General features: G+C 66.4%; 17 protein-coding genes. 10 read left to right on the top strand and 7 right to left on the bottom strand.

From position 1 onward, the window contains the following. The 6 genes from NM2_RS45400 to NM2_RS45375 form a co-directional block, all read left to right on the top strand. A partial coding sequence (locus NM2_RS45400) for an MlaD family protein (RefSeq protein WP_067683513.1) occupies nt 1–891 on the top strand: 891 nt, incomplete at its 5' end. Further along, nucleotides 879–1,931, top strand: coding sequence for an MlaD family protein (locus tag NM2_RS45395; RefSeq protein WP_084532325.1), 1,053 nt, complete (start codon nt 879–881; stop codon nt 1,929–1,931). The genes NM2_RS45400 and NM2_RS45395, both read left to right, overlap by 13 nt. After that, a complete protein-coding gene (locus tag NM2_RS45390) occupies nt 1,931–3,034 on the top strand; it encodes an MlaD family protein (protein WP_067683511.1) in 1,104 nt (367 codons plus the stop codon). Before NM2_RS45395 ends, NM2_RS45390 begins: the two co-directional genes overlap by 1 nt. Next, nucleotides 3,031–4,122, top strand: coding sequence for an MlaD family protein (locus tag NM2_RS45385; protein WP_067683503.1), 1,092 nt, complete (start codon nt 3,031–3,033; stop codon nt 4,120–4,122). Before NM2_RS45390 ends, NM2_RS45385 begins: the two co-directional genes overlap by 4 nt. After that, the gene (locus NM2_RS45380) at nt 4,119–5,075 is read left to right on the top strand and encodes an MlaD family protein (protein WP_067683501.1); all 957 of its coding nucleotides are present in this window, start codon (nt 4,119–4,121) and stop codon (nt 5,073–5,075) included. The genes NM2_RS45385 and NM2_RS45380 overlap by 4 nt, the downstream gene beginning before the upstream one ends. Nucleotides 5,076–5,114: 39 nt before the next feature. Beyond that, nucleotides 5,115–5,699: a hypothetical protein gene (locus NM2_RS45375; RefSeq protein ID WP_067683499.1), complete on the top strand. Its 585-nt coding sequence runs from the start codon at nt 5,115–5,117 to the stop codon at nt 5,697–5,699. 27 nt (nt 5,700–5,726) lie between these two features. Here the strand turns inward: NM2_RS45375 and NM2_RS45370 are convergent, their stop codons facing one another. From NM2_RS45370 to NM2_RS45360, 3 genes are all read right to left on the bottom strand, one after another. Next, a complete protein-coding gene (locus NM2_RS45370; RefSeq protein WP_067683497.1) occupies nt 5,727–6,962 on the bottom strand; it encodes an amidohydrolase family protein in 1,236 nt (411 codons plus the stop codon). Nucleotides 6,963–7,291: 329 nt separating this feature from the next. Then, nucleotides 7,292–7,912, bottom strand: coding sequence for a TetR/AcrR family transcriptional regulator (locus NM2_RS45365; protein ID WP_067683495.1), 621 nt, complete (start codon nt 7,910–7,912; stop codon nt 7,292–7,294). Nucleotides 7,913–8,082: 170 nt separating this feature from the next. Continuing rightward, on the bottom strand, nt 8,083–9,324 hold the full coding sequence (locus NM2_RS45360; RefSeq protein WP_067683493.1) for an NAD(P)-binding domain-containing protein: 1,242 nt from the start codon (nt 9,322–9,324) through the stop codon (nt 8,083–8,085). 131 nt (nt 9,325–9,455) lie between these two features. Here NM2_RS45360 and NM2_RS52790 point away from each other — a divergent pair, with 131 nt between their 5' ends. Further along, nucleotides 9,456–10,061 (top strand): TetR/AcrR family transcriptional regulator, encoded by a 606-nt coding sequence (locus tag NM2_RS52790; RefSeq protein ID WP_084532323.1) that lies wholly within the window; start codon nt 9,456–9,458, stop codon nt 10,059–10,061. 140 nt (nt 10,062–10,201) lie between these two features. Here the strand turns inward: NM2_RS52790 and NM2_RS45350 are convergent, their stop codons facing one another. The 4 genes from NM2_RS45350 to NM2_RS45335 form a co-directional block, all read right to left on the bottom strand. Further along, entirely contained in the window at nt 10,202–11,851 is a 1,650-nt protein-coding gene (locus NM2_RS45350; RefSeq protein WP_067683491.1) for a fucose isomerase, read from the bottom strand. Then, nucleotides 11,844–12,134, bottom strand: coding sequence for an FGGY-family carbohydrate kinase (locus NM2_RS53255; RefSeq protein WP_369690372.1), 291 nt, complete (start codon nt 12,132–12,134; stop codon nt 11,844–11,846). The genes NM2_RS45350 and NM2_RS53255 overlap by 8 nt, the downstream gene beginning before the upstream one ends. 134 nt (nt 12,135–12,268) lie before the next feature. Continuing rightward, nucleotides 12,269–13,309 carry a CE1 family esterase gene (locus NM2_RS45340; RefSeq protein ID WP_169816367.1) on the bottom strand — a complete coding sequence of 347 codons (1,041 nt, stop codon included), beginning with the start codon at nt 13,307–13,309 and terminating at the stop codon, nt 12,269–12,271. A 315-nt stretch (nt 13,310–13,624) separates the two neighbouring features. After that, nucleotides 13,625–14,392, bottom strand: a complete 768-nt coding sequence (locus NM2_RS45335) for a sulfite exporter TauE/SafE family protein (RefSeq protein WP_067683485.1) — start codon at nt 14,390–14,392, stop codon at nt 13,625–13,627. A gap of 286 nt (nt 14,393–14,678) precedes the next feature. Here NM2_RS45335 and NM2_RS45330 point away from each other — a divergent pair, with 286 nt between their 5' ends. The 3 genes from NM2_RS45330 to NM2_RS45320 are packed head-to-tail and all read left to right on the top strand — an operon-like array spanning nt 14,679 to nt 17,940. Further along, complete coding sequence (locus NM2_RS45330) at nt 14,679–15,881, top strand: PP2C family protein-serine/threonine phosphatase (protein WP_084532329.1); 1,203 nt, start codon at nt 14,679–14,681, stop codon at nt 15,879–15,881. A 2-nt stretch (nt 15,882–15,883) separates the two neighbouring features. Continuing rightward, nucleotides 15,884–17,503 carry a sensor histidine kinase gene (locus NM2_RS45325; RefSeq protein WP_067683483.1) on the top strand — a complete coding sequence of 540 codons (1,620 nt, stop codon included), beginning with the start codon at nt 15,884–15,886 and terminating at the stop codon, nt 17,501–17,503. Next, complete coding sequence (locus NM2_RS45320) at nt 17,500–17,940, top strand: response regulator (RefSeq protein ID WP_067683481.1); 441 nt, start codon at nt 17,500–17,502, stop codon at nt 17,938–17,940. The genes NM2_RS45325 and NM2_RS45320 overlap by 4 nt, the downstream gene beginning before the upstream one ends. Nucleotides 17,941–18,059: the final 119 nt, after the last annotated feature.

The raw sequence follows: 18,059 nt of genomic DNA, 5'->3' as shown, positions 1-18,059 counted from the left end.
TACACAGCGATGTTCACCGATGCCAACGGACTGCGGCTGGGCGACGACGTACGCCTGTACGGGGTCCAGGTCGGCAAGGTCGGCGACGTCACGCTGGACGGGGCCCTCGCGCGGGTGCGCTTCACCGTCAAGCGCGGCCACCCGCTGTTCACCAATACCAAGATCGCCGTGCGTTATCAGAATCTCACCGGATTTCGCTACCTGGAGATCGAGCAGCCGGATCGGCCGGGTGAAAGGCGCAGTCCGGCATCGGAATTCGGCACCTCGGACACGGTACCGGCCTTCGACATCACGACCCTGTTCAAAGGGCTGGAGCCGGTGCTGGCCGAACTGTCCCCCGACGACCTGAACCGATTCACCAGCAGTCTGCTGGCCGTAATCCAAGGCGACGGAACAGGTTTGGGTCCGGCCCTGAGCGCGATCGACACTCTCAGCCACTACGCGTCGGACCGGCAGGCGGTGCTGTCCACACTCGTCGCGAACCTCGCGGAGGTGTCCAGGCACCTGGGCGGCAGATCCGGTAGCGCGATGTCGATGCTGACCAACCTGACCAATCTGTTCACCACCATCACCGAGAAACTGCCCGGCCTGGTCGATTTCGGTCTCGGCATCCCACCGGTGCTGCGACCTATCCGGGACCTGCTGACCGTCGCGGGAGTCAGCGGCGATCCGGGCCGGGATCTGGATGCCGTCCTGGCCAAGGCATTTCCCGATCCGCGGGAGGCCACGGCAGTGCTCGGGCGTCTTCCCGGACTCATCCAGTCGATCATCGCCGCGCTCCCGCCGACCGGCCCCCACGCGAACATGACCTGTTCACACGGAACGGCCGCCGCACCCGAACCCATCGCGGTACTCATCGCCGGACAAAGGATAACGCTATGCCATCGGTAGTCTCGTGGCGACGAATCCGGTTGCGAAGGAAGCGTTTTCGTCGCATCGAAGGCCGCGCGACGGACACCGCGCGCCGCACGGAGGTGCGCTGGGGTATCGCCGGGATATGCGGTGTGCTGGTGCTGGCGGCCGCCATCGGCATCGTCTCGTTCACCGGAACCACCGCGCAGCGAACGTATTCCGCGGACCTGGCCCAGGCGGGGTCGGTGCGCGTCGGCGATGACGTCCGCATCGCCGGAATACCCGTGGGCAAGGTGAAATCGCTGACCCTGCAACCGGATCGGATCCGCATGACGTTCACCGTCGCCGACAACGTCTTCCTCGGCGATCAGACCGCACTCGACATCCGCATGCTCACGGTGGTCGGCGGATACTACGTGGCAGCCGCGCCTGCCGGGACGAAACCACTTGGGGCGGCTGTGATCCCGGAAAGCCGAGTCGGCATTCCGTACAACCTGACCCAGGCCTTCCAGGATGCCGTCGACCCGGTTCGCGGGATCGACGGGAAAACTCTCCAGCAGAATCTGGCGGCGTTGGCGGCCTCGATCAACCGGAGTCCGGATTCCCTGCGCGCGGTCGTTCAGGCCGCCGACACGCTCACCGGAATCATGAACACGCAGAACGCGGACATCTCCCGGACGCTGTCCCTCGCCGACGAATACCTCTCGGCCCTGAGCGCGAACTCACATGTGGTGGGGCAGTTGATCACCGAACTCAGGACCCTCGAAACGATCGTCGAGAACAACAAGGTCCAGGTCGAGCAGTCGCTGGAGGATCTGGGCGCGGTTCTGCACGGCTTCAGTCCGCTGGGCAGATTGTGGGACCGGAAGCTGAAGCAGCAGGCCCAGCCGATCGCCGATGCCATCCCGAAACTCACCGAACTGGGCACTCGGCTCGGCGGAATGCTGGACTCACTGCGCACTCTGGAACAGCGCCTGCTGCCGTACCTGCCCGCGGGCGGCACCGCCACCGTGGATCAATCCGCGGCGACGGTCCAGGCCGCCGACGTATGCGTACCCGTACCCGGAGGTGGATGCTGATGCTGGCCAAGATCTTCGGATCGCGCGGCCTGATGTCCGCCGCGGTCGTCGTCGTCGTGGCGCTGGTCGCCGCGACAGGGCTGAAGCTGAGCAAGCCCAGCCCGGACATGCGCACCTACTGCGCCGAAATGCCCGACAGCATCGGCCTTTACCGGGACAGCGCGGTCACCATCATGGGCCTGCAGGTCGGCCGGGTGACCGATATCGAACCCGACGGCGCGACGGCACGAGTCAGTTTCACCGTTCCGGCGAGCCGCAAACTCCCGCCCGACGTCGGGGCCGTCACCGTGAGCAACACCCTGATCGCCGACCGGAATCTGGCGCTCATCGGCGCCGAACCCACCGGCCCCGGTTGGGATCCGAACCGGTGCATCACCAAAACCCTCACCCCGAAAAGTCTTTCGCAGACCTTCGACGCACTCACCAAGCTCGCCGGACAACTCGAATCCGCGCCAGACCTCGTGCAGCGCAACACATTCGGCACGGGCATCGACGCGCTCGACCACGCCACGGCGGGAACCGGCGCACAACTGAACGCCGTCATCACCCAACTGAGCCGGGCCCTGGCCGCACCCGACGCCGCCATCGGCCACATCGGCCGGCTGCTCGACGCGCTGGCCGAGCTCACCCGGCGTACCCGGGACCACTGGCCGGATGTGCGCACGACGATGACCGAACTGACGCAGACGCTGACCGACATCAACGCCATCACGCTCGCGCCGATCGTCGAGATCGTCGACAATCTCAAAGACACGGTGCCCCAGATCGACGACGTCATCACGATGTTCGCCTCGCCCGGCCTGCACGCACTCGACTCGATCCCGGATCTGCCGCGCCTGATCGCGGCCGGAGTCGGGTCCCTCACCGACATCCTGCGGATGGCGCCGGCCATCGCCACCGGATTCGCCGCCACCGTCGACCGGACCAGCGGAAAATTCACGATCGGCTACGCACCACCGAAAATCGCTCTGCCCCAGCAGGATACGGGTCGGATCTGCGCGGCCGTACAGACGATCACCGGCCGGGGATGCCAGAGCTCCGGAAACGGTGCGGTCGAAATCCCCGCACTGCCCCTGCTGCTGGCGGGAGTGAGCGCGAAATGAGACGATCCACGATCCGGCGCACCGGCGCGCACGCCCTGCTCGCCGCCGCGGTCGCAGTCACCTTCACCGGGTGCGATTTCCAGCCTGCCGACATCCCCGTGCCCGGAACGGGTGTCGGCGGTCCGACCTATCGCCTGCACATCGAATTCGCCGACGTGCTCAACCTGCCGCAGGGCGCGAAGGTCATCGCCGACGGCGTCCGGGTGGGCCAGCTGACCAACGTCACCCTCGTCGATCCGATCACCGCGACGCCGAATCGCCCGGGGCACAAGGGATATGTGATCGCCGACGTCGCCGTCCGCGACTCGGTGCGGCTGCCCGTGGGCACCACCGCCGAACTGAGACAGGAGACACCGCTCGGCGACGTGCACATCGCTCTCACCGAACCGGCCAACGCCTCCACCGCGCGGATACCGCCGGACGCCACCATCCCGCTGGCCCGGACCACCCAGTCACCGCCGCTCGAGGACATCCTGGCCCGGCTGGCCACCTTCGTCGGCAGCGGCGCGGTCACCGACGTCTTCGACATCGTCCGCCGCGCCAACACGGTACTTCCCCGCGATACCGCCGACACCGCACGGATCTCCGGAACACTCGGCGCGGATCTGACCGATCTGGCCGGGCACACCGATTCGATCCATCAGCTCGTCGGCGGCATCGGCGATACGGTGAACGACGGAATTCTCAGGAATACAACGGCTTTCGACCAACTGCTGACCCCGTACGGCGTGCGGCACACCACCGAATCGATCAATGCCACGATCGGGGTCATCTACGTCCTGACCGCTCTGGGACCGCTCGCGCCCAGCGTCCGCTGGCTGGGACCGCTGCTGCACTCGCTCGACGCCTCGGCACGGGCCGTGGTGCCCATGCTGTTCGGCAGCCGACCGCTCGACACCGGCTCGCCGTCCAATCTGAAGAAACTCGTGGATCTGTTGCAGGACAAGATAATTCCGTTCGCCGAACACGGCCCGAAGATCAACATGGTCGGTGTCACCGTCGATCCGTCACCGGCTCCCGCGATGCCCCGGGACGAGCAGACCCGTCGCATCATCGATTCCCTGCGGATGATCGGAGCGGTCCGATGAACCTCCGTGCGACGGTCTCACTCACCGCGATCGCCCTGGTACTCGTGCTCGGCATCGGCTACATGACCGTCGGTGTGCTGCACCTGGATCCGCGCCGGACCTACCTCACCGCCGAGTTGCACCTTCCCGATTCCGGCGGGCTCGGCTCCCATGCCCCGGTACTCCTCGACGGTGTCGAGGTCGGCCGCGCCGACGAGGTGCGCAAGCAGGCGTCCGGTGTCCTGGTGCGCCTGCGGGTCGACGAGCGATACCGGATTCCGCTGTCCAGCGAGATCCGGGTGGAGCAGCTCTCGGCACTGGGCGAGCCCTATATCGAATTCGCGCCGGACAGCAGCGCCGGGCCGTACCTGGAAAGTGGCGAAGTCGTTCCGAGCCAACGGATTCGGGTTCCGATGACGATCACCGCGCTGTCGGAGCAGATCGTCACGCTGTTACAGCAGCTGCATCCCGAGGCGATGGCGAACCTCGTCGACACCTTCAGTCGCGCGCTGTCCGGAACGGATGCGGCCATGCAGACCCTACAGCGTTCCACCACCCTGCTGGCCGCCGCCCTGCTCAGCCGCACCACCATCGTCCGGCGACTTTTCGCCGATATGCAGAAGCTCGGTGGCGACATCGACTGGCTCGGGCCCTCGCTGGCGACCGCGGGACCGCAGTTCGGCGATTTCGGCAAGGCACTGAGCGCGATGGTGCAATCGGGGTCCGCACTCGTCGAAAGCCGCCCGGTATCAAGCTATTTCAGGGGCGGCGGGCTCACTCCCTTCATGGCCGAGCTGACCACATTCCTGAACAAGATCGGCCCAGGCGTCGCACCCCTGGCGCCGGCGCTGCAACCCGTGGTGACCGACGCGATGCGCCGCACACCCCGGGTCGATATCAGCGCGCTGATCGATCAAGCACTTCACGGCGTCGGACCCGACGGCACAGTGCACTTCCGGATCACCACGAAATAGCCGGGCCCCCAACCCATCACGGCCCAGCGGGAGGACATCATGACCACAGCGACGGACGAGAAGACCACCCCCGCCGATGCGGCGGAAAAACCCGCCGACCCGCGCACCCTGTCGATCCGCCTGTCGACGGTGCTGACCGCCATCGTGACAGTCCTGCTGCTGATCGGCACGGTGGTGTTCGGATATCTGTACTGGTCGGCCCGATCCACCCTGGCGGATCGGGATGCGGCGGCGGCCGCGGACAAACGCGCCGAGGACATCGCGTCGAGCTATGCCGTCGGCGCGTCCACGATCGACTTCCACGACGTGAAGGGCTGGATCGCCCGGCTGAAGTCGGGGACCACACCACAGCTGTCCGCCAAATTCGACGCCACCGCACCGCAACTCGAACAGATCCTGCTGCCGTTGCAGTGGACATCCACGGCCACACCGCTTTCCGCGACCGTCACCTCGGAATCCGGTGGCGTGTACAAGGTGAACGCCTATCTCACCGTGAACTCCACCAGCGTGCAGACCACCGAGGGCGCTCAGACCACCGTCACCTACTCACTGACCATCGACCGCAACAGCGACTGGAAGATCACCGATGTCGGCGGACTCCAGAATGCCTTGCCCGCGAAGTAACTTCGCGGGCGAGCCGGTGGTGTGTCCTCAGACGGCCTTGGCCAGCGGATCGACGCCCATCAGCTTGGCCAGATTCGCGCCCATGATCTTCGCCCGGTCCTCGACTTGCAGCGACTCGAGTTCGTCGACCCAGGTCACCGGATCGAACATGCCCTCGGGATGCGGGTAGTCCGAGCCGAAGACGACATTGTCCACACCGACCGTTTCGACCAGCCCGAGCACATCCTCCTCGTGGAACGGATGCACGAAGATCGACCGCTTGAAGGCGGCCGTCGGATCCTCGTCGAACGCGTGCGGCGCGCGGTCGTACACCCGACCGAGGGTCTCGACCAGCGGCCGGACCCAGGAGCTGCCGTTCTCCACCGGCATGAACCGGATCTTCGGGAAACGCGTGGCCAGGCCGTGTCCGACGATCGATGCGACGACGTCCTTGATCCCGCGCGACTCCGCGTGCAGGATCTCCCGGAATCCGGTCGTCTCGTGGCCGAAGGGCAGGTACTCCCCCTGGCTGCCCTCCCACTCGTTGATGTACCGCTGGTACCCGTCGTCCGAGGCGTGCATGCCCACCAGCACGCCGGATTCCTCGACGCGCTTCCAGAACGGGTCGAACTCCGGCAACGCGAACGACCGGCGCGCCCCCTTCAGGTCCGGCACCGGGGCCGGACGGACCAGGATGACCCGCGCGCCGCGCTCGACCACGCGATCGAACTCGCGAATCGCCTCGTCCACGATGGGCAGGGTGATCACCGGCGTCGGGAAGATGCGCTCCTCGACGTTGAACGACCAGTGCTCGAACATCCACTCGTTCAACGCGTGCACGACCAGATGCGTGGCCTCGGCATCGTCGGCCAGCCGCTCCTCGAGCAGACTCGCCAGCGTCGGCCACATCAGCGCGCGGTCGATGCTCAGCTCGTTCATCAGCTCGAGCCGGTCCTGCGGGTTGAAGAACGCGGGCAACGCCTCGATGTACTTGGGCGGGTCGGTCAGGACCTTGTCGCCCTCCTTCGGGGCCTTCGTCTTCGACGACGGGTTCTTCAGCTTGAACTCCACCTCCTGCGCTCCCGGAGGGGCGACCTTGCTGAAGGTCGGATTCGGGATGTACTCGCTGATGACGTTCCGCAGCGCGATCTTCGTGCGGCCGTTGACCTGCACGTACTTCACCAGGCCCGCATGGCTTTCCGGCAGGTACTTGGTGAACGCGTCGGTGGTCTCGTACATGTGGTTGTCGGCGTCGAACACCGGGAAGTCCAATTTCCTGGACATGACAGTTACCTCCAGGCAACTCGTAGGTTCCTACGATCTCACGATAGACAGTAAATTAAACGCTGTCTAGTTTTCTGTCGAACCCAGCAAAGTTCCTGGTAGCACGGGTTATCGACACCGGATGCGACGAGATTTTCACGCGATTCGACAGAGCGCGCAGGTGATGGCGTCCGTTATCGGACGTATCGAACCGCCAGCGACACAAGGAGGTCCGGGGCATGCGACGACACGACGCCGGACGCGTTCGGATGGACGCCGTTCAATTTTGCCCCGGACGACCCGCCGGGATTGCCGACGGGCGCGCGGGATTCCTTGCCCGCGTGGGCTTTTCAGCCGTTCGCGATCATCGTCTTCCAGCCGAGCAGCAGCGCCTCAAGCTCGAGCCGCAGGAGGCGTTCGGCGGCCTTCGGCGTTGCGCGCACGACCTTTTCGAGGTTCGGCTGCTCACCCTCGCCGCGCAGGCCGAGGCGTTCGTGCAGCGGCAGGCGTCGCGGATTCAACATCGCCGCACCGAAGGCCATCGTCTCCATGCTGTCCATGATCGGATAGCACAGCCGCCGGGGCACCCCGGACTCGAGCATCATGGTCACGATGTACTCGCGCGGAATGCTGTCGAAGTCGTGCCAGCCGCTGCGCGGGCGCATCAGCGGGGCGGCGTTCGGGTGCGCGAGCAGGGCCGCGCGATAGCGCAGCACCGATTCCAGCACGTACTCTTCCCAGGTACCGCCCGGAATCCGCGGGAGCACCTCGCGGGCCAGAACCGACTCGACCACGCCGCGCAGGATCTCCTCCTTGTCCGCGAAGTGGTGATACAGCGCCGCGCCGGTCACCCCGAGTTCGGTCCCCAGCCGGCGCAGGCTCAGCGCCTCGAGCCCGTCCTTGTCGATGATGTCCAGCGCCTTGATGACCACGTCCTCGCGATCGACGAGGGGAACCTTCGGGCGTCCCATCGGTCAGCGTCCTCCTGCCCCGGTCCGTCCGGCTCCGGTTTCCCTTGCGCCACAACCGAACCCGACACCCGGTCGGAGTAGCACGCGGACCAGCGTTTACCTAACAATGTAAAGTATAGACCGCGGTCCCGCCAACACTCGGGTATCCCCTCGTGAACACGCCCGTAGGGTCAGATTCCCTCGGCGATCAGTCGCTCCACGACCTGCTGCACGACCGTACCGTGCCCCGGCCCCACGTAGCGCGACAGGTGCAGCACGACCTCCCGCAACTGATCGACGGTGAACTCGCGGTTGGCGATCGCGCCACGCAATTGGACCTCGAGCAGATCCGCGCGGCCCAGCATCGCCGTCACACCTAGCGTCAGCAGACGCCGATCCCGCAGCGTCAGATAGGGACGCGACCAGACCTGCCCGAACACGCCCTCGACCGAGTCGACGATCGACGGGACGGTCGAACCCTCGGGCACCAGATCGCTGAAGCCCGGCCCGTACACCCGGTCCATCATGGCCAACCCCCGCTCGCGCAGGTCCTCGGGCAGGGGCTCGGGCAAGCGCCCCTGGTAGACATCGCGCATCTGCGGTTTGACGACGTTCGTGATCGGCAGCTCGACGCCGGTGCTGCCCGCGAACTCCTGGGCGGCGGCCAGATCCTTCTGGGCCAGACCCTCGACCTGTTCGAGGTAATCCGCGGGAATCTCGACTCCCGCGGCCTGTACCTGCAGGAGCGTCAGCGGGGCGACGCCGCCCTCGGTCTGCTGGAGAACCGAGAGCAGCCGGTCCAGCGATACGCCACCGGCGGTGGCGATCGCGGCGGCCTCGCGAACGACGGCCCAGGTCGAGTAGGTGGCCACGTTGCGGGCCAGTTTGGTGACCATTCCCGCACCCAGATCACCGCAGTGCACAACCAGTTTCGCGAAATCCTCGAGCACCGGCGTTACGCGGCGCACGGTCGCGTCCGGCCCGCCCACCATGACGGTCAGTCCGTTCTGCGCGGCCGCGTTGCCGCCGGTCACTCCGGCATCGAGAAGTTCGAAACCTGAACTCGCACACAGCTCGGCGAGTTCGTGCACCGCTTCCACCGACACCGTGGACAGCAGCACGACCACCAAACCGGGATGAGCCCCCGCGGCGATGCCGTTCTCCCCGCTGATGACCTCGCGGGCCTGATCCGCGGACACGACGGCCACGAACACCACATCGCTCTCCCGCGCCACCTCGGCGATCGTCGCCACCTGACCCGGCACTCCCTCCAGAGATGCGGCGACGTCCGGCCGCACGTCGTACACCGTCGGGATCCGGCCGCGGCGAACGAGACTGACCGCCACTCCGCCGCCGATCATGCCGAGACCGACCACGCCCGCCCGCAGCGACGTCTGCGGGGCCGGGATGTCCTCGCCGCCAACGTTCGTCATGAGGATGTCCTTCCGGGAATCGCGGCGGCGATCCGGTCGCGCACCGCAGTTATGTCAACACAGTTGACCTCCCGACCGGCAATCTGTCAATGTCGTTGACTTAATGTCGCGGACTCGCGAGACTCGACACCATGTGCCCCTCATCGCCCGAACTGCCGGATGCCCGGCGACCGCCCGGACGCCCACGGTCGACCGCGACGCCCGCGGCCATCCGGGCAGCCGCGACCCGGCTGTTCGCCGATCGGGGATTCAGCGGTACGTCGGTGCGGGACATCGCATCCCAGGCGGGCGTCGACCCAGCGATGGTCATCCGCCATTTCGGCTCGAAGGAAGCGTTGTTCCTCGAGACCGTGTCGGTGGACCAGAGTTTCCGCGGCCTGGTGGACGGCCCGCTGAACACATTGGGCCGCACGATCCTCGAGCGCCTGATCGAAGACGTCCCGGACGAGACCCGCGGCCTCTACGGAGCGCTCATGGGCGCGCTGGACCGAACCGAAGTCCGGACTTACCTGCACACGTCCACCGCCCGGCACATCACCGGGCCACTCGCCGAGCGCCTGCCGGGCCCGCACGCCGCGATGCGCGCCGAACTCATCGCGGCACAGATCGCGGGCCTGTTGATCACGACACGCGACGGCCGCCGAGGCCATACCCCGGACAAGGCGTCGCTCGATATGTACGCGCGCGCGATCCAGGTTTTGATCGACTACGACGAACCTGCCGACCCAGGCCCATGACTCCGGCCGGGCGATCGTGACCGGCGAACGAGACACCGCATCCGCCCGACTCGCCGTGCCGCACGGGACCTTCTGACCAGATTCGACGGCTGATCGGCCGGCATGATTCCGGGACGAATACACCGACCCGGCGAGCCGGATCAGCTCGTCGTCAAAGCCGTTGTGCCGCAGAGGTGTACGGTGATTCCCAGCTCGTCGAAACAGGCCGCCTTGGCCAGTAGCGCCTTGTCCGCGGTCTCGGCATCGGGTGCGTAGACGACGTTCGCGTGATTCGCCTTGTGCCGCGCCATGAACTGGTCCCGGCTCACACCGTGCAACACCGCATTCATGATCGGCCATTCGGGATTGGTCGCATTCTTGCGCCGCAGGCTCTCCTCCAGCGGAAGCGCGACAACCGTCCCGCGACCGATATCCACATTGAGCCCGCCCTCGGCGAGATACACACGCGACCAGACGATTTCGCCGGGTTTGGAAATGCCGTTGATCGTGGCCCCGCCCGCGGGGAAGAACATCGGGCCCTGCCGCCAGCCCTCCGCATCGGCATAACCGTTCTCGAAATGCGACGGCGGCACCGATCCGGAAATTTCGAAAACCCAGACGAACTGCCCGTCGTAATCTTCGCCCCAGCGAATATCGTGCAGAGTGGTCGCCGGGTCCAGGCCCATCGCCGTCCACACCCGGTTGGTCACCAGGGAGTCGACCGCTACGCCCTCGTCCACCTCGTTGAAATTCGGTACCGCACGCCCCTCCCACAGCACCCGCTGACCGTCCCGGCTGCGCACCGGGGGACGCTCGACATTGTTCATCACACCCTCGATGAGATCCGACGCCGGGGCGAGATCCTTCAAACCCTGCTGATATTGGATCCCGACGGCATCGACCCCGAAATCGTCCGCGATCCGCAACGCGGCGATGTACATCTTGTACTGCAGATTCAACTGTTCCTGCGTCAGCTCCGTCCCCGGATCGGTCCCGAGTTCGAAGGTCATGCCCGCATCCAGCAGCCACCGGCCGATCTCGTCGGCCTCCTCATCGCCGACGGTCAGCATCTCGGCCCACAGCGCGCTCTGCGAGAGCCGCTCCTTGTAGACGCCGATCCTGTTGAGTACCTCGTCGTCGAAGATCGCGTTGTACATGCCCATGCAACCCTCGTCGAAAATTCCGATGATCGCCTTGTCCCGCAACAGTTGCCGGGCCAGCGCGACCCCGAGGTCACGCTCGGGGCACTCCGGCAACGCGGGCAGCGGATGCACGTGCGAGTCGTCGTGCACGATCGTTCCGGTCTCGGCCCAATGGCGAATACCGTCGCGGAACCACTCGTCGGTACCGTCGACGGTCCAGATCGTCGAATACGGTTTGCCCATCTTCGTCAGTCCGGCATTGAGATTCAGCAATCCGACCAGTCCCGGCCACTTGCCCGCGAAGTTCGCCACCGTCAGGATCGGGCCCTCGTGCGTGCGCAGACCCGCCAGCACATGATGGCTGTACTGCCACACCGCCTCGGCGACGATCAACGGCGCATCCGGGGGGATGGTCGCGAAAACATCCAGTCCCATCCGCTGGCTGCTGATGAACCCGTGCCCGGTCACCGCGTCGATCTCGTTGGCGCGCACCGCATTCCAGCCGACATCCCGGAACGCGCCGGTCACGATCCGCTCCAGCTCGACCTGTGTGGGCCAACCCTGCTCGTTCGCCGCGGGACGCAGATCACCACTCGCGATCAGATACGCCGTCCGGGGCGGCGCCGGGGCGAGGGTCTCGACGACCGGGAAGGTGTAGGTATTACTCACGCGAACTCCTCATGCTGTTTGTGTGGGGCCGACCCGCCCCCTCCTGTTGCGGGCGGCGAGCCGGTGGATTCCACGCAGCGAGATCGGCGGGGTGTTCCATCGCCGCGGCACCGGAACTCGCCCCGACCGTGCGTTCGGATATCACCTGCGCCGAACCGGTGACGTCCGAGACGATCCGCGGCCACAGGCTGTTCCCGGTCCCTCCGCCGGCGGCGACGATCCGAGCGCCGGCCGCGCGCATGGCTTCCATGTTGTGTCGCACACCGTATGCGGTGGCTTCCAGGATCGCACGGAAACGTCATCGCGTGTGTGACTTACCGTCGATCCGGCGATCACCCCGCGAGCATCCGGGTAATCCGAGAAGCGTCGAGGGATTCATCGGAAAAGGTTGTGCGGCAAGTTGGTCGGTGATCGGCTTCAGCGCGGCATAGGGTGCGCCCGGAAGAAGTCCCAGATGATCCGGTTGGCGTCGATCGACTTGGTGGTGGTACCGGTGAACGGCGCGGGGCTCGGCAGCGAACTTCCCGGCCAGGTGTGACCGCCGCCCAGTACCGAATACAACTCGACGCTGCCGTTCACGGGACACGGGTAGCTGATCAGATCCACATCGGCGGTGACGCGCCGCCGGGCCGGGGTGCCGCCACAGCCGTCGCGTCGCGCCCACGCGGCGGCGTCGGCCGGAATACTCTGCGGCCCAGGGCCGTTCACAGCCGGACCGCCACCCTGCGCCCGCGCGCCACTACCGTCCGGGGCGGGCAGCAATCGAGCGTTCGGGCCCGAACCGCCGGTATAGGAGACGATCGGATCCGCCGTCCCGTGGAACGCGACCACCGGCATCGGGCGCTTGGGCCGACACCAGTCGAAGTCCTGCAATCCGGCCACCGGAGCCACCGCCGCGAGACGATCCGACAGCCGGCACGCCAGCGCGGACGTGGTGAACGCGCCCATCGACAGCCCGGCCGCGTACACCCGGCGCCGATCCACACATAGCGTCGACTGCACGTGGGTGAGCAGGGCCGACAGATAATCGATGTCCTTGCCGCCGGGAGTGAAATCCCAGCGCGGCAGGCCGGGTTCGTCGATCGTCGGTGTGACGGTGATGAATCCGTGCTTGCTGCCGAATTCTCCGAGACCGCTGCCGAGGCGCTCTAGAACGGGCGGTTCCAGATAACCGTGCAGATCCAGGACCACCGGGGTCGGCCGGTTCGCGCCGGGCGGGACATCCAAGATGTAGCTGCCGCTCTTGCCCGCCGCCGCGAATCGCACCGTGGCGGACCCGGCGGCGGGGGCAGCCGCGCGGCACCCCGACGACGGCACGGACGCCTCGTCCGCACGCGCCGCGGCCTGGTCGACGGTCAGCGTGGCGGCGACCGACACGGCTACGACGGCGACCGTGACCACGCGCCGCAAGCCGCGCATCGATCCTGCGGCTCGGGTGGAAAACAAACGTATCGACATGCGGGTCATGCTCTCATCAATAGGCCGACCAAATATCAGCATTACTGATATCTGTGGCAGATCACAGAACCCTTCGACATCGGCCCGTGTCTCCGCCCGACCAGGTGCGCCGCGACCACGACCGGCATTACTGCCGATCCTGCGATCAGTCACAGAATCCTTCCGCGATGACCGACGGCAAAGCCATGTCTGCCCCCCGCACCCACGGGCGCCTCGCCGTATTACGCACCGCCGCAGACGAATTCCCCGACCAGCCCGTCCTGATCGCGACCCGGACTGCTGGCAAACACTCGCTCGGACTCGCGGCCCACGACGTCACCCCCCGGCCAGCAGGCGCACGATGGCGATGACGCCGACCACCACGATCACCCCGCGCAGCACGGTCGGGGGCATCCGGCGGCCCACCGTCGCGCCCAGTTGCCCGCCGATGATCGAGCCGACCGCGATGAGCCCGACAACCGGCCAGGACACGTGGGCGATGAAGATGAAGATCAGCGCCGACAACGCGTTCACCAGCAACGCCAAGAAGTTCTTCACCGCATTCAGCTGCTGTAGATCGCCATGCACGAACACCCCCAGCAACCCGATCAGCAACACCCCTTGCGCCGCACCGAAATAGCCCCCATACACGCCACTGGCCAACACCGCCAGCCACAACCACACCCCACCGTGCTCGGGAGTCGAACCGTCGGCTTCGCGGCGCTGCCGCACCCAGCGCGCCAGTCGCGGCTGCACCACCACCAGCACCAGCGCGGCCACGATCAACACCGGAACGATCGCCTTGAACGCCTCGGCCGGCAACCGCAGCAGCAAGATCGCGCCGATCGCCGCGCCGATCAGCGACGCAACGCCCAACCGAACCAATCTGGCGCGCTGACCGGCCAGTTCGCGGCGGTATCCGAGCACACCGCTCAACCCGCCGGGCACCAGACCGATCGTGTTCGAGACGTTGGCGGTCACCGGCGGATACCCCAGCGCCAGCAGAACCGGGAAGGTGATCAGCGTGCCGGAACCCACGATGGTGTTGATACATCCGGCCGCGATGCCCGCACCGAAGATGGCCAGCTGGTCCAGCAGAGTCATAACCCGTTTCCCCTATCGACGTCCCGCATGGCCCCGAGTCCGATCCGCGGGTACATGTCACCCAGGTCAGAACGAATCCAGCGCTCGAGCACAGCATCACACTGAAGAGACCGGAAAGCGGGCGCAACCGCTTCTCGACAACGAAAGCGCCTGCCCCTCGGCCTTCGACAATGCGTGGTGTCCGGGTCGGATCGGCTACGATCATCGCTGCCTCATGGTCCAGCAACCGGCCGATGAGGACTTCGGTTTGTGCGCAAGCCGAGAGGTCATCGCGATCGGAGATCGTATGTCGGTGTACGCCGACGACGCCGCTGGAATCGTGGCCGAACTGCAGGAGTTGGCGATCCTGCTGGTCGAGGACGATCCCGGCGATGCCGCTCTCGTAGCGGAATTGGTTGGTGACGCCGCAGGGCTGCGGATGCACTGGGTGCGGTCGATAGCCGACGCCGGCGAGTATCTGACCAGCCAGGTACCGGATTGTGTGCTGCTGGACCTGCATCTGCCCGATGCGCAGGGCATCCAGGCGCTGGCACGCATCCACTTCCACACCGACGTCGCCGTCGTCGTCATGACCGGGCTCGACGAGGAACGGACCGGCCTGGCCGCGGTCGCCGCCGGAGCCCAGGATTACCTGGTGAAGGGCCGCGTCGAGCCGGAGCTGTTCGGCCGGTCGGTGCGCTACGCCGTTCAGCGCAAACAGGCCGAACGCGCGACGGTGGCGCTGCAAGCCAGCCAGATGCGCGCCCAGGAGAACGCCCGCCTGGAACGCGGTCTGCTGCCGACACCGCTGCTGCCGACCGGCAGTGCGGTGGAGGTCATCTCGCGCTACCGTCCCGGCCGCGACCACGCGCTGCTGGGCGGGGACTTCTACGACGTCGTGCAGGACCACGCGGGGCTCGTGCACGCGGTCATCGGCGATGTGTCCGGACATGGCCCCGACGCCGCCGCCACCGGTGTCGCGCTGCGATTGGCTTGGCGCACACTGCTTCTCAGCGGCATCGTCGGAATGCGTCAGCTGCAGTTGCTGGAACGGGTGCTGCTGGCCGAGCGCGCCGATCGGCAGACGTTCGCGACCGCGACCACTGTCGTGCTGGATCCGGTCGCCCGCACGGCCTGGGTTCGGCGTGCCGGACATCCCGGCCTTCTCGTGCACTCGGGCGAGGAGTTGCACTGGCTGGAGGTGCCCGGCGGTCCCGCGCTTGGCTTCCTGCCCGAGCACGCGCAATGGCCGTCGCACGAGCTGCCGCTGCCGATCGGCACCAGCCTCATGCTGTTGACCGACGGGCTCTTCGAGGGCTGCGTCAACGCCGATAAGGATCGGCTCGGCGAGCAGGGCCTGCTCGAGCTGGCCCGGGGCATGATCAACCCGGCGCCCGAGCGGTTCGTCGACGATCTGATCACCCGCGTCGAGGATCTGGCGGGGTCGGCGGGCGGCCTGGAGGACGATCTGGCGATCCTGTATCTGCGGTGTCGTCCGGAGGCCAGCTGAACATGCGCACACCTTCCGCACGACGCGACCGCGCGATGATCCCGCGTTTGACCGTGCAACGCTGGTTCCACGTAGTGCTCGCCTGCATGATCCTGCTGGTGATCGCGGGTACCTTCGCCGGTGCGCGAGTGATCGGCCGGACGGGCGATGTCAGCGACAGGCTGCTCGACCGTACGATGCCCGCCATCGCGGAGTCCTATCGACTACAGAACGCGTTGATCAATCAGGAGACCGGTCTGCGGGGCTACGCGCTCACCGCCGACGCGCAATTCCTGGCGCCGTACAACGCCGGCCGCCAACAGCAGGACCGCTCGACCGCCCGGCTGCGGGATCTGCTGACCGGCCAGCCGGAACTCCTGGCAGACCTCGGGACCGTAGCGCGCCTGGCCGATCAATGGCATCACGTCTACGCCGAACCCCTTTCCGCGGCAACCACATCCGGGGCTGTCCACGAACTGGGCTCGGCGACCGCCGACAGCGGCAAGACGATCTTCGACCGGCTGCGGATCGCGTTCGATACCCAGAATGAGCATCTGGCGCAGGCGCGCGATCACGACGTCGGCGGACTCCGCCGGGCCCGCGCGGTGCGCGACAGCGTGCTCGTCGGCATGATCGTTCTGTTCGTGCTCACCGCACTCGCCCTGACGCTGCTGGTGCGAGGATTGGTCGCTCGCCCGCTGCGGTATCTGACGAACGCGTCGCGCCAGGTCGCCGACGGCGACTTCGATCGCCACATCGACGCGCACGGCCCGGCGGATCTGGCCGCCGTCGCGACCGCGGTGGAGGAGATGCGCCGACGCATCGTCACCGACTTGGGCGCCTCGCGTGACGCGGGCGCGATTCTGGAGCAGCAGAAGATCTCTCTCGACGCTCAGGCCGTGGAGTTGCGCCGATCCAATGCCGAACTCGAGCAGTTCGCCTATGTCGCCTCGCATGATTTGCAGGAGCCGCTGCGCAAGGTCGCTTCGTTCTGCCAACTGCTGGACAAACGCTACGGCGACAAGCTCGACGAACGCGGTAAGGAATATCTCCACTACGCCGTGGACGGCGCCAAACGGATGCAGCTGCTGATCAATGATCTGCTCACCTTCTCCCGCGTCGGGCGCTCCGGCCGCGACAGCGTTCCGACCGCACTCGATCAGCCGCTGGACAAGGCGATCGGCAACTTGTCCTCGCTGCTCGAGGAGACCGGCGCCCAGATCGAACGCCCCGACGCGCTACCCGAGATCGTCGGCGAATCGGTGCTGCTGACGATGCTGTGGCAGAACCTGCTCGGCAACGCGATCAAGTTCCGCCGTCCCGCCGGCGAGCCGGTGGTGCGGGTGACCTGCGCGCCCGACGAGATCCCCGGTGGCTGGCGATTCTCGGTGTCGGACAACGGAATCGGCATCGCACCCGAATTCGCGGAGAAGGTGTTCGTCATTTTCCAACGGCTGCACAGCCGTGAAGAATACGGCGGCACCGGCATCGGGTTGGCCATCTGCAAGAAGATCGTCGAGTACCACGGCGGCCGCATCTGGATCGACACCGACTACACCGAGGGCACGCGGTTCTGGTTCACCCTCCGCGGCGCCGGCGCCGTACCCATCGAGATTCCCGAACCCGAAGGAGCCAACGCATGACCCGCAGTGGCCGGCCGATCGACATCCTGCTCGTCGAGGACGACCCCGCGGATGAGCTCATGACCCGAGAAGCCTTCGAGGACAACAAGATCGGCAATACCCTGCATGTCGTCCGGGACGGCCAGGAGGCACTGGACTTCCTCTACCGTCACGACTCGTACACCGACGCCCCGCGACCGGACCTGATCCTGCTCGACCTGAACCTGCCCAAATACGACGGACGCGAAGTGCTGGGCAAAATCAAGTCCGATCCGGATCTGGCGCACATTCCGGTCGTCGTGCTCACCACCTCGGCGGCCGAGGAGGACATCCTGCGCAGCTACCGCCTGCACGCGAATGCCTATGTCACCAAGCCTGTGGACATCGATCAATTCATCGCGGCCATCAAACAGATCGACGACTTCTTCGTCCAGGTCGTGCGACTACCCCCACGATGAAACCGAACAACTCAGCTCGCCACATCCAACTCACCCGACGCCAACGCGGCATCCACACGATCAAACCGTGCGGCACGAGGAGCCCACTGTTCGTATGCTCGCCACGCGATCACGAAATT

Source organism: Nocardia miyunensis NBRC 108239 (assembly GCF_001613065.1).
GTDB classification, from domain to species: Bacteria; Actinomycetota; Actinomycetes; order Mycobacteriales; family Mycobacteriaceae; genus Nocardia; species Nocardia miyunensis.
This window is presented reverse-complemented; position numbering and strand designations above follow the sequence as displayed.

What these genes read in the sequence shown, in the direction of transcription:
- NM2_RS45395 (WP_084532325.1), top strand. Translation starts at nt 879, where the DNA reads ATGCCATCGGTAGTCTCGTGGCGACGAATCCGGTTGCGAAGGAAGCGT.
- NM2_RS45390 (WP_067683511.1), top strand. Translation starts at nt 1,931, where the DNA reads ATGCTGGCCAAGATCTTCGGATCGCGCGGCCTGATGTCCGCCGCGGTC.
- NM2_RS45385 (WP_067683503.1), top strand. Translation starts at nt 3,031, where the DNA reads ATGAGACGATCCACGATCCGGCGCACCGGCGCGCACGCCCTGCTCGCC.
- NM2_RS45380 (WP_067683501.1), top strand. Translation starts at nt 4,119, where the DNA reads ATGAACCTCCGTGCGACGGTCTCACTCACCGCGATCGCCCTGGTACTC.
- NM2_RS45375 (WP_067683499.1), top strand. Translation starts at nt 5,115, where the DNA reads ATGACCACAGCGACGGACGAGAAGACCACCCCCGCCGATGCGGCGGAA.
- NM2_RS45370 (WP_067683497.1), bottom strand. Translation starts at nt 6,962, where the DNA reads ATGTCCAGGAAATTGGACTTCCCGGTGTTCGACGCCGACAACCACATG.
- NM2_RS45365 (WP_067683495.1), bottom strand. Translation starts at nt 7,912, where the DNA reads ATGGGACGCCCGAAGGTTCCCCTCGTCGATCGCGAGGACGTGGTCATC.
- NM2_RS45360 (WP_067683493.1), bottom strand. Translation starts at nt 9,324, where the DNA reads ATGACGAACGTTGGCGGCGAGGACATCCCGGCCCCGCAGACGTCGCTG.
- NM2_RS52790 (WP_084532323.1), top strand. Translation starts at nt 9,456, where the DNA reads ATGTGCCCCTCATCGCCCGAACTGCCGGATGCCCGGCGACCGCCCGGA.
- NM2_RS45340 (WP_169816367.1), bottom strand. Translation starts at nt 13,309, where the DNA reads ATGTCGATACGTTTGTTTTCCACCCGAGCCGCAGGATCGATGCGCGGC.
- NM2_RS45335 (WP_067683485.1), bottom strand. Translation starts at nt 14,392, where the DNA reads ATGACTCTGCTGGACCAGCTGGCCATCTTCGGTGCGGGCATCGCGGCC.
- NM2_RS45330 (WP_084532329.1), top strand. Translation starts at nt 14,679, where the DNA reads ATGTCGGTGTACGCCGACGACGCCGCTGGAATCGTGGCCGAACTGCAG.
- NM2_RS45325 (WP_067683483.1), top strand. Translation starts at nt 15,884, where the DNA reads ATGCGCACACCTTCCGCACGACGCGACCGCGCGATGATCCCGCGTTTG.
- NM2_RS45320 (WP_067683481.1), top strand. Translation starts at nt 17,500, where the DNA reads ATGACCCGCAGTGGCCGGCCGATCGACATCCTGCTCGTCGAGGACGAC.